The 14,613-nt window shown below is 54.0% G+C and carries 13 protein-coding genes and 3 pseudogenes; 8 read left to right on the top strand and 8 right to left on the bottom strand.

Annotation, left to right across the window (positions count from 1 at the left end; translation table 11 throughout):
* Positions 1 to 679 precede the first annotated feature (679 nt).
* Positions 680 to 1,921: a DUF763 domain-containing protein gene (locus tag V9K92_RS00175; protein ID WP_337352814.1), complete on the bottom strand. Its 1,242-nt coding sequence runs from the start codon at positions 1,919 to 1,921 to the stop codon at positions 680 to 682.
* 430 nt (positions 1,922 to 2,351) lie between these two features.
* Between V9K92_RS00175 and V9K92_RS00180 the strand changes: the two genes are divergently transcribed.
* The 3 genes from V9K92_RS00180 (at position 2,352) to V9K92_RS00190 (ending at position 7,066) form a co-directional block, all read left to right on the top strand.
* Entirely contained in the window at positions 2,352 to 2,756 is a 405-nt protein-coding gene (locus V9K92_RS00180) for a host attachment family protein (RefSeq protein WP_307277748.1), read from the top strand.
* A 90-nt stretch (positions 2,757 to 2,846) separates the two neighbouring features.
* Entirely contained in the window at positions 2,847 to 3,815 is a 969-nt protein-coding gene (locus tag V9K92_RS00185) for a ketopantoate reductase family protein (protein ID WP_337353468.1), read from the top strand.
* A 1,037-nt stretch (positions 3,816 to 4,852) separates the two neighbouring features.
* The gene (locus V9K92_RS00190; protein WP_337352815.1) at positions 4,853 to 7,066 is read left to right on the top strand and encodes an adenylate/guanylate cyclase domain-containing protein; all 2,214 of its coding nucleotides are present in this window, start codon (positions 4,853 to 4,855) and stop codon (positions 7,064 to 7,066) included.
* Between the two features lie 21 nt (positions 7,067 to 7,087).
* Here V9K92_RS00190 and V9K92_RS00195 read toward each other — a convergent pair whose 3' ends face one another.
* From V9K92_RS00195 to V9K92_RS00220, 6 genes and pseudogenes are all read right to left on the bottom strand, one after another.
* The gene (locus V9K92_RS00195) at positions 7,088 to 7,612 is read right to left on the bottom strand and encodes a YHS domain-containing (seleno)protein (protein WP_307277754.1); all 525 of its coding nucleotides are present in this window, start codon (positions 7,610 to 7,612) and stop codon (positions 7,088 to 7,090) included.
* A 40-nt stretch (positions 7,613 to 7,652) separates the two neighbouring features.
* A complete protein-coding gene (locus V9K92_RS00200) occupies positions 7,653 to 8,219 on the bottom strand; it encodes an ankyrin repeat domain-containing protein (protein WP_307278965.1) in 567 nt (188 codons plus the stop codon).
* A gap of 239 nt (positions 8,220 to 8,458) precedes the next feature.
* Positions 8,459 to 8,672 (bottom strand): annotated as a pseudogene (locus V9K92_RS00205) (hypothetical protein); the annotation flags it as partial.
* 180 nt (positions 8,673 to 8,852) lie between these two features.
* Complete coding sequence (locus V9K92_RS00210) at positions 8,853 to 9,206, bottom strand: cupin domain-containing protein (RefSeq protein WP_337352816.1); 354 nt, start codon at positions 9,204 to 9,206, stop codon at positions 8,853 to 8,855.
* Positions 9,207 to 9,291: 85 nt separating this feature from the next.
* Entirely contained in the window at positions 9,292 to 9,480 is a 189-nt protein-coding gene (locus tag V9K92_RS00215) for a hypothetical protein (RefSeq protein ID WP_337352817.1), read from the bottom strand.
* A gap of 132 nt (positions 9,481 to 9,612) precedes the next feature.
* A complete protein-coding gene (locus V9K92_RS00220; protein WP_307278599.1) occupies positions 9,613 to 9,843 on the bottom strand; it encodes a helix-turn-helix domain-containing protein in 231 nt (76 codons plus the stop codon).
* A gap of 153 nt (positions 9,844 to 9,996) precedes the next feature.
* On the opposite strand from V9K92_RS00220, the gene V9K92_RS00225 reads away from it, so the two are divergent.
* A complete protein-coding gene (locus tag V9K92_RS00225) occupies positions 9,997 to 11,121 on the top strand; it encodes a hypothetical protein (RefSeq protein WP_337352818.1) in 1,125 nt (374 codons plus the stop codon).
* A 396-nt stretch (positions 11,122 to 11,517) separates the two neighbouring features.
* On the opposite strand, the pseudogene V9K92_RS00230 reads toward V9K92_RS00225, so the two are convergent.
* Positions 11,518 to 11,967, bottom strand: a pseudogene (locus tag V9K92_RS00230) (arginase family protein); the annotation flags it as partial.
* A 13-nt stretch (positions 11,968 to 11,980) separates the two neighbouring features.
* Between V9K92_RS00230 and V9K92_RS00235 the strand changes: the two are divergent.
* From V9K92_RS00235 to istB, 4 genes and pseudogenes are all read left to right on the top strand, one after another.
* Complete coding sequence (locus tag V9K92_RS00235; RefSeq protein ID WP_443094430.1) at positions 11,981 to 12,412, top strand: type IV secretory system conjugative DNA transfer family protein; 432 nt, start codon at positions 11,981 to 11,983, stop codon at positions 12,410 to 12,412.
* A gap of 167 nt (positions 12,413 to 12,579) precedes the next feature.
* Entirely contained in the window at positions 12,580 to 12,960 is a 381-nt protein-coding gene (locus V9K92_RS00240; RefSeq protein WP_337352820.1) for a pentapeptide repeat-containing protein, read from the top strand.
* A 229-nt stretch (positions 12,961 to 13,189) separates the two neighbouring features.
* Positions 13,190 to 13,625 (top strand): annotated as a pseudogene (locus V9K92_RS00245) (IS21 family transposase); the annotation flags it as partial.
* On the top strand, positions 13,615 to 14,418 hold the full coding sequence (gene istB / locus V9K92_RS00250) for an IS21-like element helper ATPase IstB (RefSeq protein WP_337352821.1): 804 nt from the start codon (positions 13,615 to 13,617) through the stop codon (positions 14,416 to 14,418). The pseudogene V9K92_RS00245 and the gene istB, both read left to right, overlap by 11 nt.
* Positions 14,419 to 14,613: the final 195 nt, after the last annotated feature.

Here is a 14,613-nt window from a genome sequence, read left to right on the forward strand (position 1 = left end):
CGCATGATCTGCCAAGAGCTTCGGTGTTGATAACGCTTTACGAAGGCGAATTAAACCAAAAGGGCTCGCGCGCGCCAAAATGCTACACATCCTAAAAAGAGCGCCATACATGGACCCGTTCGGGATCAATCACGTTTTCGTTCAACTGCAATGTTGAGGACTGCCGTCACCTTATTCACACGGTGGGAATGAAAGCAAACACGACGTTTCTCGTTGAACGTGCCGACTACCTGCTGCGCTTTGTCCGCAGCAGTGTTCAATAGTCAGACTGCGATGGCCAGCACGCTTCGAAAATCCTGCGCTACATTGCTTTATGCAGTCCTAGCGGAACCCAAAGAATCCGAGAATTGCAAGGATGATCACGATAGCACCGACCCACCATATTATACTGTTCATAACGTTCTCCTAGTCGAAAGTAACATTGTTGCAACGCGCTTCTTCCCGGTGAGTTCCAGCGCTTGTTGTCGAATCGACGAAGCATCGAACTGGCCGCCCCCGACTCTGGCAAATGTAAAGGAACCTCATGCGATTGTTTATCCAAGGTTCCGCTTGAAGGCAGATGTCCTTGCTTTTCTTGCCTGTGAGCCGGGAGCTCAGCTCGCCGGGATATTGCTGGCAATCATTGCCGTCGGGCTTATCACGCTCTCACCGTCAAAATAGGTGGATTCAGGAATAACGATCAGTCTTGCGGTTTCTCCCAACCGAAAACACTGCGGCCGCCCCACTGCGTTGATTGCTCGAATTCCCCGGCAACAATTTCCTTCAGATCAGGTCCGGTCACATACCGTTCCAACTGCCTGGACTGGTTGTCCAGCCGCGCAAGTGCATCCAGTTCTTCGCGCTGACCCAGCTTGCCATTTTTGACAGCGGATTTCAGAACGTTGATGGTTTCATCGTAAACCTTGAGGGGCACGGGAAACGGATGGCGGTCCTTACCGCCATGGGCAAGCGAAAATCGCGCAGGATCGGAAAACCGGCAAGGGGCGCCGTGCATCACCTCGGCAACCATTGCAAGCGCCTTGACCGTACGAGGTCCGACTCCGGGAACGAGAAGCAGATTCTCGAAATCAGCCGGAGCCGCCGCGACTGCCGCAGCGATATTGCCGTAAAGGCGACGCATGATGATGTCACCCTCCCGAACATCATGGTGCTCCGGCATGACAAGATGCGGCAGGAGCATTTGGTCTGAAAGGGTCGGCTTGACTGCAGGCGTCCCCTCGAGAGTTGCCACCTCCTCGACAATCCGGCCAGGATTCAATGTCTTCAAAACCTCGATTTGCTTTACCCGCGAGTCCGATGCGCGACGATCAGCAAGGTTGATAATATTTCCGACTTGCTGACCTTCGATTGCGGCATGAGGAGCATCGACAAAGCTGGTCAGCCCTTCAGACAGCCAGTGATAACGTCTTGCCTGCCGACTATTCCCATTCATTCCCTGCTGGACAACCACCCACTTTCCATCATCAGCAACAATGAAACCGTGGAGATAAAGATCAAATCCGTCCTGCAAGGCGGCACTGTCGACTTTTGCGACCAGTCTGCTTGCCTGTCCCAGAGCTCTTGCGTCAATTCCTACACGCTCTCCAATCGCATTCAGCTCCGAAGGCGTTTTTCGCGAGTGAGAGCCGCGCCCGCCGCAAACATGAATTCCCAATTCATTCGACATTGGGGTAAGGCCACGTTTCAACGCGCCGATCACACTGGTTGTGATACCTGAGGAGTGCCAGTCCATGCCCATCACTGCACCAAAGGACTGAAACCAGAATGGGTGAGAAAGCCGACGTAAAAGTTCATCCCGGCCGTAATGGTGAATGATCGCTTCGCACACAAGTGCTCCGAGCTTAGTCATCCGATCGCCCAGCCAGCGGGGAACCCGTCCTCCGTGCAGCGGTAAATCCGCACTGCCAGCTCGTCTTGCCATCGGTTGTTTTTACCCTTCGTTCAAATGTTCGGCCTACTAAATATTCCAAGACGGAATGTGGTGACACTGGTCCCAAAACACAACTCCGTAGCGGTTGCCTGGATATGAAGCGCCAAAGTCAGCTTGGATTAGTGCCGAAGGCTGGCTGATGGGTTCTGTCCGGGAGGGACATCTTGTCACTCGGCGGATGGTGCCTGCACCCAACTGACAACGAGTCCTGACGAAAGAAGGAGTAAACTCATGATCCACAAGCTTAGTAGTTCGCTATAGCATTAATCGAGCTAATGCCTCTCCAAGGAGATTGATCTGTCAGTCCTTACTGCATCGAATATTCCGCTAGGGCGTTACCCTATAGAGGCTAGGCAATTGTGCCAAGGTTTCTAGTTTGCCCTCTTCCAAATTAATGGGGCATAACGTGGAGAATTAAAGCGTGCAGATTCCAAAAGGGGCAACTGTTGCAGTTGCGGATGGCGAAAAATTCAACCTTTTTCAGAACATAAGTGATAACACCGAACCGACTCTGAAAGCACTTCCTGACACCGATGTTGATACCGAGAGCAACAACGCAAGCGGAGGACGCAAAAGCAGTTCGGCGAATCCTGACCAAGGTCAGGCTGACGAGGATAATTTCGTGGGAGGAATTGCCGACGTCTTAAACCGACGGGTGCTCAACGGTAAGATTACCGGCTTGGTCGTGATCGCGGCTCCCAAGGCGCTGGGAGAGTTGCGAAAGCACTATCATAAGGAATTGGAAGCAATCTTAGTTGGCGAGATTGCAAAAGATCTGACCGGACATTCGATCCAAGATATCGAGAAATCTATCGCGGCAGCTTAACCGATTTCTGAAACCACTGGAGCTCCTGCTCTAGTGGTTTCGTCCAATATTGAGAGCAGCGCCGGCTTTCGCTAAACTGAGGGATTAATGATGCGAATTATCGTCTTTGGACTGGGAGCAATCGGTGGAGTTGTGGCCGCAAAGCTTGGCCTGGCTGGACATTCGGTTGTTGCAATCGCCAGAGGGACACAACTTCAAGCTGTAAGACGATCCGGCCTTACACTGCTGTCACCGCAGGGGACCGAAACAACGACCTTCCCCGTCTATGCAGATCCAAAGGAAGTTATATTTAATAATGACGACATGATATTGCTGGCAATGAAAGGACAGGATACCGCACAAGCGCTGTTTCAGCTCAAGGCTGCCGGTGTGGTCGAGCAGCCGATATTCTGTTTTCAGAACGGCGTAGCCAATGAACGAACTGCGTTGCGGTTTTTCAGGAATGTCTATGGCGTTACTGTCATGCTTCCGGCTGATTTCGAGAGGCCAGGTGAAGTAGCAGCCTATTGCATTCCCAAAGTCGGAATCTTCGATATCGGCCGCTACCCGGCGGGCGTCGATGCAGCAGTAGAGCATTTATGTGAGGTTCTGAATTCATGCGGGTTCGTGGCAAATGCAAGAAGTGATGTGATGAACAGCAAGTATCGCAAACTGCTCGCCAACCTGGAAAATATCATCGAAACTGCTTTCAGCGATAAGCAGCAACAAGCCGACTTGTATCGAAAAGTCCGCGCCGAAGCAGAAGGCGTTCTGACTGCCGCGGGTATTGACTGGGACAAGTCGGAAGCGGAGGCTCGCAACCAAATGATCATGACGGCCATTCCGGGAAGAGATCGGATAGGGTCGTCCACCCTGCAAAGTGTAGTAAGAGGTACGGGTTCTCTGGAAACAAGCTATCTCAACGGCGAAATCGTACTTCTCGGGCGTCTTCATAACATAGAAACTCCATATAACTCTGCTCTCTGCCACCTCTCTGAAAAGCTTGCTGATGGTCGACTAGCGCCAAAATCGTCAGAAATTACAAGTCTGCTCCAAAATCGTACAGCTAGACAAGGCTGATGCTCATCGAGCCAAAACGTGTTTTTTGTTCCGCTAAGATCTGACACCAGGCTTGGCATCAGATCTGTGCTGCGGGTCGCCCCTCACCGTAGTTGCGGTCAGAATGGAAGATTGATGGCACAAGGCCATAGCGATCAGGACGTCGGATGAACGACGCTACCAAAGCGCCGTCCTGGAAGATCTCCACAATCTCACAGGGAAAGCCACTTCAGCGTCCCCGTTGATGTCTGGTCGTGCGTGCAGCGCGTTAATAGTTTAGTTGCCCGATGAGCGGCGTCAAACCCGTGCGATGCCAGTGCCATAGCCCTGCCTGTCTGCATTGTCGAAAAGACTGTCCATGAAGGCTCTGAAGGATGGTGCCTGCCAGCCGCAGAGCCACCGCTTAATGGAGGAATGGGACACCAACGATCGGGCGAACTATATGGTTGCGAATTTAATGAAGAGAAGTTTTTTATACCCTCCAACGAGGCCGATGCCCGATTGGAAATCGTTGCAGCCAAATCTCAACATGAAAGACCGCTTGTTATCAAGGGGACCTCCGTTAAACGCCGCCTGCCGCCCCCTGTAGCAAAGTCATGATTTCCATCACACTGCTCCAATGACCGCTTGCGATGGCCAGTAGAGTATGACTCCTTCGGAGAGAGTGATCGAATGTCGAACATCAGCGGCCTACGAAATAGTAGCCACCGGCTCCCGCAGGTCGAAACGGATAACATCCCTGGCGCTGAGGCGGAGCGGATAATCGGAATGCTCCGACTGGCGTCCAGCCACATAGCTAGCGTCCCAAATCGAGAAATCCTCCATGCAAATCCGCGCGGCAATACGCTGGACAAGTTCTCACCGATTTGCTGCCAGTAGATTGTTCCGAGAGCATTTAAGGCGCAATTGTTGTGCCACGAGCGCGTTGCACTCCATGCCTAGACGTTTCAGTGTCTCTTCTAGTCAATTGGATGGCAAATATGCCTTGCACCGTGACAGAGATAGACGCGATGCTGTAGTGTCCGGGTGAAACTAACACGCACCGTGCGGGAGCGGCAATGAAGCGCCGTCTTGCAGCCATATTAATCGCAGACGTCGTTGGCTACAGCCGGTTGAGCCAGATTGACGAAGAAGGCACGCGCGCACGTTTCCAACTCGACATGACAGATATATTCGATCCATCCATCGCTCACCATCGGGGCAGATTGGTGAAGACCTTAGGTGACGGCCTCTTGATTGAGTTTCAAAGCGTGGTTGATGCTTTGCGTTGCGCAGTGGATATCCAGAAGAAGAAGGCCGAACGCAACTCCGGTGCGTTGCCGGAGCAACAGTTGGTGTTCCGCATTGGCATCAATCTTGGGGACATCATTGTTGAAGGCGAGGATATACAGGGCGATGGTGTAAACCTTGCGGACAGGATTCAGGGTTTGGCAGAGCCCGGCGGCATTGCGATCTCCGGTTCTGCTTATGACCAGGTGAAATCAAAACTCGCATTGGGTTACATTTCCTTAGGCGAGCGGATGGTGAAGAACATCGCCGATCCCATTCGAGTCTATCGTGTTGTCGCCGATCCGGCAGCCAGAATCAATGCCAAACCAGTTCCGCCACCGCGCCGTTGGCCGCCCCGCAAAGCCCTTGGCTTGATCGTGTTCGTTTTATTAGCCGGTGCAGGAGTTTGGTGGCAGATAGGCGCAACTTTCCTGCCGGCATCGCCTGGGCGCTTTGCCTATCCTCTGCCAGAAAAGCCGTCGGTAGCAGTGCTACCCTTTATTAATGTGAGTGGTGCGACGGAACATGACCATCTTGCAGCCGGTCTAACCGATGATCTCATTACCGAACTTTCCAAAGTATCCGGCCTTTTTGTAATTGCCCGCCATTCCGTTTTTGCAGTACGAAACAAGGATTCATCGATTCAGGACGTTGCAGCAGAACTGGGCGTGCATTTTGTGCTCGAAGGAACGTTGCAACGAGCCGATACGCGCCTGCGGATCAACGTGAAATTGATAGACGCGCTAACGGGATTATCCCTCTGGGCGGAGCGGTATGACCGGCAATATATGGATTTGTTTGCGGTCCAAGATGACGTAATTGGCAAGATTATCTCAGCGCTTGAGGTCAAGCTCAGCAAGAATGAACGCGAGCAGCTGGCACGTATCCCCACGGATAATCTGGAGGCTTATGATTATTTCTTGAGAGCTGAGCAGGAGGGTTTTTTCTACGGCGACGTTCAGTCCTTTCGTCGAACCTTGGCATACTACCAAAAGGCAATTGATCTTGATCCAGACTTCGCCAGTGCTCATGCGGGTATTGCCCGCGTCGCCGTTGATGTATGGCGTAACGACTATAATTATTTATGGTCAGGAGCTGTTGCGCGCAAAGTAGCCTATGACGCGGCAGGACAAGCCTTGAAGATTGATCCCAACAATGCGCGTGCTCAAACGGTCCTCGCCCTGCTGCAACTGGTAGATGGCCGCGCCGTGGAAGCGAAGGATTCCGCTTACAGAGCAGTCGCGGCCCAACCGAACGACGCGGAGATCGTTGCAAATCTTGCTTTGATCCTGGCGTACTTTGGCGATTCAAAGCAGGCGATCATTGAGATGGACAAGGCATTGCGGCTAGATCCAACACCGCCACCAAACTTGCAGCTGCTGGCTGGCATAGTCTTCTACACCACACGGGAAAATGCACGCGCGATACCACTGATAGAAGCAGCACGATCCGCCCTTCCAAATGTCGAGCCCGCTCGGGAATATCTGGCAGCGGCCTTTGCCTATGCAAACGAAAAACAGCAAGCTGAGCAAGAAGCAAAGCAATTGCTGGCAATCTTTCCCGATAGCAATTTGACCTACTACACCTATCTATATGATTATTGGCGTGACAGCGATCTACGCTACCACCTGTCAGGCCTCAGGGCAGCTGGCATTCCGCAATGGCCTTTCGATTTTCAAGGGAATCCTGCCGATCAAATCCGTGGAGCAGAACTACGCGAGCTGATGAACAACAAAACCTGGACCGGAAAGCACAGGAACGGGACTGAATTTATCCAATATTTTGACAAGAGTGGAGGCACTGCCTATCGCAGCGCCAATACGAGCATTACGGGCACCGTGGAAATCCGGGATGATCGCCTCTGCGAACAATTTACGGGGTATTTTCTAGATCGCATGGTTTGCGGCTATGTCTACCGCAACACCTCAAAAGAGTGGGAACAAGACAAGCCATTTATTCATGTTACCCCGCGAGCGGTAATGTCGTTCTCGGTTACACCCTGACTGACGGGCGGTCGGTCGTGATTAGTTTGGCGGTGTCTCACGCCAGTTCTTCCCGGTTTTTTCCGAAGCCAGCATGTGTTCAACCTCGGACCAGTGCTTTTTCGAGTCAGCAAGTTTGGCTGGTATTTTTTCAAACCCGTCAGCCGCTCCCGGATCGTAACTGAGATAAAGTTTGCCTTCGATGATGCGCCAAGCTTTGGGGTCAATGTTTGTGGTAACGGTTCCAAATGAGACACCATCAGCGCAATACCCCCCATATTGAGGGGCATATTTGGTTGGCTCGGCGATAAAAAGATCGCGATTTTCCGCACTGGTGAATTGCCAGTTGGCTCCAAGCCATCGATAGGAATACTCCGGCGTTCCCTGCATTGCCTTGTTTTGAGTGAAGTATGCGACGGGATCGTATCCCTTGATCGCCACATCTCCGAAATAGCCAGTATTGATAGGCTCATCTGCGTCAACCGCCGAGGACAATGAAACCAGTGCGCACGCCGCTCCTAGGATCACCGCGGCCCAGACGCCACCTTTGTGTTTGTTACCAATCATAATGAATCCTCCTCTATCGGGCGGCACCTGTCGTGAAAGATCATTTTCGCTTCAGGCACTCGTTATAGAGCGGTTCTCCGACGATGTCGGCCGCCTGGCATACCGCTCCAGCTTTAAGCAGCAAGTCTGCCGCTTCCCAATGCGACCGCCAACCGGCTTGGGTAACCGGCGTATAGCCGTTGCGTTCCTTCGCCTCGATATCGGCCTTGTTGGCCAGCAGGAACGCTACAACCTCCGCGTGTCCTTCTTCAGCCGCGGCGTGCAATGGTGACATATGGTAGAAATTCTTATCGTCATTCACCGGAGCTTTTTTCGACACAAGCAATTTTACGACGTCAAGGTTTCCTGCATATGCCGCAGCATGCAATGCCGTCAGCCCTCCCTTGTTGCGACTTTCAACACTGACACCCTTATCAAGAAGAAACGCAACAATATCTGCGTGTCCTGCGAGCGATGCGATCAGCAGCGCCGGTTCACCCGAGCTATCAAAATCGGTTGGGTTCGTTCCTTGGTCCAGAAGCTGCCTTGCAAGCTTCAAATCCCCGTTCTTGGCCGCGTCGTGCAATGGGCCAGCGACGGTGGACGAAGTACCCATGAGAACCAGCATTATGGGCAAGATAACATTCACCGCACAATCTCACTTTCGCTGCGGTTCTTCGTTCAAGAGCAAAATACATTATCACAGCGGCATCTCCCCCACAATCAGAGCAATCTAAGATATCTGATTAATGATCCAACTACTTTTGTTTACCTGAACACAATGCCCATCGCCGTCCCCCGAAACAGAGGTGGTCGCTGTCGCCGGTCGAACCCGTAGGCGGCGGGTCCGACCGGCAAAGACGTGGCTCACATGGGAGGAAGCACGCCATTTTTGCCGACGACCACCTGATGGACGACCGGGCCGGTCGCAGCCATTTCGGCCGCAATGAAGACGACGGCACCGGGAACAAGATCGTCCTTGGTTGCCTCAGCAATGGTCACGGCAGCCGTCCGGAATGGCGATCTTCTTTTCCTGGCCATGATAGGTCACGGTAACGGTCCGACCATCGACGCCTTTGACGGGGAAATTGCTAACAATGTACTCGGCGCGGAACTCTTCCTTTGCCCCGGCGATTGGCACCTGTTCGCTGACAATGCGCTCGCGGGCTATGAGGGCGAGGCAGCGGCGCTGTCCGGCGCTCGCTTTCTCGAATTCCTGGGTCGCGGCTGAACAACGCCTTATGGTGAGCGGAAATCCCCGTCATCTTTCGTGCGCCTCAGCCCAATGCGGATAGGTCACGTAGGCCGTCAGTGCGCCCTCGCCATCCGTGGAAATCGTTACGGATTCTCCCTTAGGCATATAAACGGTGTCGCCTGGTCCAGCCGCCACGGTTCCATCGCCCGTCGAAACGGACAGACGACCTTCAAGTATGATCATTGTGTCGTGTACGGCCATCGTCTCAGTAAGCGATTGGCCGGGCGCGTAGCGTCCGTACCCGATGGTGACCGGGCCGCCCTGCCTCTCATCAACCAGATTTCCGACAAAAATATCGGCATCCTGTCCTAGTGACCGGACCAGCTCGGCGTCGAACAGGCTGAATTTCTGAACTACCATTGCTTCCTCCGTTTTCCCGATTGCAGGTAAGGGGAACGTCCAAGCCGCCAAATTGTTCGCCAAAAGCAGCGTCCCGAGCGCCGCCTTATGGATTTGAATGGCCAGCTTCGAAGGGGCCGGGAAAATGGCGCGCGACTGATGATCTTAGGCGGGCGACGCTTTCCGGCTCACGCTCGATCTGTAGCGCCGCCTTCCCATCTTCGACTGGCGAAAGCTCTGAACTATCATAAACAAAGCCTCGAACCTGATCCCGGTGGCTCTGTCTCTGCTCCATTGAAACACTGCAAAGCCTCCCACTGTCCACCTTCGGGACAACGTACCCGCGGCCCTCCCGCTCTCTGCAGCCCAGTCGAAAGAGCGTCGACTCCGGACCGGAGTCACTGTGTCGCCAAGCCATCGGTTGATTTCACGAAGCAGGTTTCTTTAAGCGGATGCCAGGACCATCCCCGTTTTCGGAAATAAAAATCACACCGGCATTTTCAAGCACAACGCGGAGATCGTCGATTGTCGACTGCTTGAGTTCCTTGCCCGTTTCAAAGCGGACAATCGTGTTGGTAGACATTTTTGCCAGTTCCGCAAGTTCCGCGATTTTGAGGCCAAGAGCTGCTCGCGCCATCCGGCATTGAACTGGTAACATTATAAATTCGCCTAGATTAGGCGAATTTAGTTGATCCGCCATGTTTTTGTACTAGAGTATGCAGGTCTCGCATCATTTGGAGACGGCCGAGCACGGCGTTGCAACCGCCCTGCTCGACCTAACCGCAACCCTAAGCTAGCTGGAGCTCGGATCATGGCTGATTCTGACAATAGCAGAACTTTGCCCGCAATCACCCGCAGAAAAGAAAAACCAGAGCACGGCACGTCAGAAAGCCTGCCGCATAACATCGACCGCCGAAACCTTCTTCCCATCACCGCACGCCTGCTGAGCAGGCTTGTTGCGGAACGCGGGGATCACGGGCGACCGAGTGGCCCCACGCCCGTAAGGAAAATGTGGCCTCGCTGGTATGCGTGCCACCAGCAGCGCATGAGGGCCACCCGACTTAGAAAAAAACTTGAAAAGCAGTTACTCGAAGAGTCAGGCGGTCTTCCGATCGTGACGTTGTCGAATGCTGGAATACATGGCGTCATCGAGGTTCGCTCCTTTGCCGACATCAATCGAATGGCCCCTCAACTCGATGCCCAACATCTGTTTCGGGTGCGAGCCGAGCTTCGATCGCGCGGGAGACGATGGAAGGAAGCGGCTCGGCGTTTGGGATACGGCGAGACAGTCGCCCTCGAACAAGAGCTCGCGGAACGAGCCGGGATCGCCGGACGTGTCATGTCGATCACGCCGCCCTCCTCCCTGACCGAAGTCACTGCAAAGCTCCATTGCCTGATCGTTACGCACGATGCCAACCTGAAGCTCAAAGATACACCGTGGCCTGAGCTGCGAACGATACTGAAGGATCTTATCCGCATTGCCGAGAAGCGCGCGCCGAAACCATGCAATGGATTTGAATATCATGGCAAAGCAGGCGTACGAGGCATTCTAAACTTGGCGACGCAGTATCAGGACGCAACCAACAAGCTCGGAGAGAGCTTTTCCAAGCCCAGCCAGATTCCGCTTCGTCTTCTAGCCATCCATGCGATGGAGCTCTATCTGAATGCTTTTTTACTCGCTAAAGGAGTAGACCCCGCAACGATCCGCAATCTTCGGCACGATCTCGGTGCGCGTACGCGTATGGCATCGGACGCTGGCCTCATCCTGCGCAAGCGGACGGTGGCGCACCTCGCAAGGCTCTCTGAAAGCAACGAGTATCACCTCATCAGGTATGCCCCGGTGCTCTTGTCCGCGCTGTCGCAGTTGAACCGTGTTATGGCAACTCTCGACGAGCTCTCGCGCAAGGTGCGAAAGTTGTTGCGGCCGTTGTCGTGATATCCATCGCGGGCGCGGGCATTCAATCCATCGGACGCAAAGAGGGTCGCGCGGGTTTGGTCCTGACATGCTTTTCGCTGTTCTACATGCGGGCAGATTACACAACTACTGTCGATCAGAAATGCCAAAATATATGGATGTAGCGCCATGGTTGTGCAGGCCAAATCTCAAACCGCAGGGCTTTTTCACGCGGGATGCGACACAATCACTTCGTTCCAAACGTTTATGGCTGCATTACAGAGTTAGCAATGTTCATTTGGCGGTTTGATGTTTGCCGTCAAGAAGAAAGAGATTGGAAACGGGACCAAGACAGTAAATAAAACGCTGGCATTGCGCCGGTGACTTGAACCGGATCATGCCACGCTTCCGCCGGAAAGCAGAAAAACAGCCAATGGGTCAGACCGGCCGAACGATCGTGCCAATCGCGCTTGTCAGAAGGCGCGCGGCGGTCAGGGCTGACAGGCCGTCAATGTCGGCCGGAGGATAGAACTCCAAGTCAAATCCTGCGATCCTGGCCCGCCTCCAGCGCCCGCGATAACGTCGATCACCTGAGTATACGTTAGTCCGCCAGGACTGCGGGCCACCACGCCCGGCATGACACTCGGGTCGGGGCCGTCACAGTCAAGACTGATGACGACCCGTGCTCCTTCCGGAACATACTGAAGAGCAGCTTCGACGCCATGGGTGTGAACTTCACGGGCCGACGATACGACCGCCATAGTGCCGGGCCGGCTCAATCTCTGTGATCCGGGCGCTACCGACGCCGCGCATGCCAATTTGCACCATGCCGGCGACGTGAGCCATCTCGCTCACGCGGCGCATCGGGCTCGAATAACCGTAGCGCTGTTTTTCCTCGATAATCGAGACCGCCCGCCACGCCGGACGCAAATACGGCATCACGCTGACGATGATCTACCAGTCGATCGGTCAGATGCGTGAGACTTATGGCGGTCGCGACGCGGCAAGCAAGTGGTTCGAGAGTGCCAGCTGGATTTCGTTCGCTGCGATCAACGACCCTGAAACCGCTGATTACATCGAAGCGCGGCGGCATGACCACGGTCGAGATCGACCAGGTCAGCCGCAACTCTCAGGCAAAGGGATCATGCGAACACGCTCGAAGCAGCTCGCTGCCAGGCCACTCATCCAGCCCCATGAAGTTCTGCGCATGCGTGCCGACGAACAGATCGTCTTCACCGCAGGAAACGCGCCGCTCCGATGCGGGCGTGCCATCTGGTTCCGGCGCGATGACATGAAGGCATGCATCGGCACGAACCGATTTCACTGGGGCTAAGCACCGATTCCGGAGAGAAGCACGGGCCGTGAAACACATTGATGCCGGCAAGCAGACATTTTCGACCGGATCGTGGCGCAACAGTTCCTTGGCGAAATACCCTTGGTTCACCGCTCGCGATCTGGCATCCTTTGGGTCGTAATCATGATTGACCCGAGGAACCGACAATGAACGATCACCAAGAACAGAACCCATTTGATGGGCCTCAGATGCAGGGAATGCATTACGAGCGGGCGGATATGTCAGGGGCTAATTTCGATGGCGTAAACCTCGCAGATGCACGGTTTTACGCTGTTTTGACCAAGGCAAAATTCACCGACACCAATTTGAGCGAAGCGGTTTTTGACGATATCAGCCTTGCAGATGCGCGCTTTAACAACGTCAATCTGTCCGGTGCCGCCATCACGAACGCAAACCTATCGCGATTGACCATAAGCGGCGTCACGTTAGCAGATTCAGATATCAAGGATGCCGATTTGACTGGGATGCGGATCAATGGCGTTCTCGTAACCGATCTATTCATAGCCTATGAAAAGGGGAGGACCTGAAGACCATTTGCTTTGGAGACAATGCACAACGTCGCAGAAATCCTGCAAACCGTCCAAAAACTCTGGCGGTCTGTGCTCTTTGCGTTGTAGGACGGTGCGGCTAGTTTTTGCGAATATTCGGCCGGCTGAAATCGGGGGAACGGACAGTCCGCTTGGAGCCGGAGGTACCACTGGTCGCTCCGGCTCCAAGGTGTGCAGCTCCACATCTTCACGGTGAAGCGAGAGCGATCTCTGCGAACACCGGCGTATCATCGACCGCTCACACAACAAGCCTTCAAGAACCATCTACGACTGGCGGCACTATCTGGCAGTCATCCAGAGAAAGCCGGGAGCCCTGCGCAACGGAGCACCGTTCGTAGAATTACCGCCTGGAGCAACATCTTTTGAGAAAGCCCGGCGGTGACCGCGGGATGGCCGAGATATTAGCGCTTGTCCTCCAGCACGAAGAACAGGCTGTCTTATTTGCAGTAGACATGGCCTTGCAGGCGGGCGTTCCGACCAAGATGCATGTGCTGAACCTGCTGCATAGGCTCGTCGATGGCAAGTCGTTCACACCACCGACGATCAATGCACCCCAGGCTTTGACGCTGGCCAATGAGCCGAAGGCAAATGTCGAACGATACGATGCCTTGAGGAAATCGACGGAGGTGCGTCATGCGTCATAATCCTGCCAGTGGAGCAATCGTCATCATGCTTCGCAGCCTCAAAATGCATGGAATGGCGCAGGCTGTCAGTGAGCTGACAGAACAGGGCTCTCCGGCATTCGATGCTGCCATGCCGATCCTGTCGCAGCTTCTCAAGGCTGAGACGGCGGAACGGGAAGTCCGCTCTCCAGCCTATCAGTTAAAGACTGCCCGCTTTCCAACCTACCGTGATCTCAATGATTTCGACTTTGGTAGCAGCGAAATCAACGAAGCGCTCGTGCGTCAACTCCATCAATGCGGGTTCATCGACGAAGCAAACAACATCGTGCTGGTCGGTGGGCCCGGTACGGGGAAAACACATATTGCCACAGCCATCGGCGTCCACGCTATAGAACATCATCGCAAGGGCGTCCGCTTCTTCTCAACCGTTGAGCTCGTCAATGCGTTGGAACAGGAGAAGACCCAAGGACGCACAGGTCAGATTGCCGGTCGTCTCGCGCATTCTGACCTCGTGATCCTTGATGAGCTTGGCTATCTGCCGTTCAGTGCATCAGGAGGGGCTTTGCTGTTCCACCTGCTCAGCAAACTATACGAGCGGACCAGCGTGATCATAACCACCAACCTCAGCTTCAGCGAGTGGGCCAGCGTCTTTGGAGACGCAAAGATGACCACCGCTCTTCTCGATCGACTAACCCATCATTGCCATATTCTCGAAACCGGAAATGACAGCTTCCGATTCAAAAACAGCTCTGCCCACACAAAGGAGAAAAGCAACAACTTGACCTTGACCGACGACCCTAACCATAATGAATAGGCGGGTCACTTCTCAGTGAAAATACCGGGTCAGTTCCGAACGGAAATCAACATCCAGCACTTCTGCCCGAGCCGCCGAGCTCGGTGACGAACACATCGATCTCCGCCGCGACGGTGCCATAGGACCGCCTTCTACCGATATTTTCCACCAGACCGTATCCATGAACTCAGGAACGAAAAGGGTTAAAAACTCACG

This window comes from Phyllobacterium sp. CCNWLW109, from assembly GCF_037203905.1.
Lineage (GTDB): Bacteria > Pseudomonadota > Alphaproteobacteria > Rhizobiales > Rhizobiaceae > Phyllobacterium > Phyllobacterium ifriqiyense.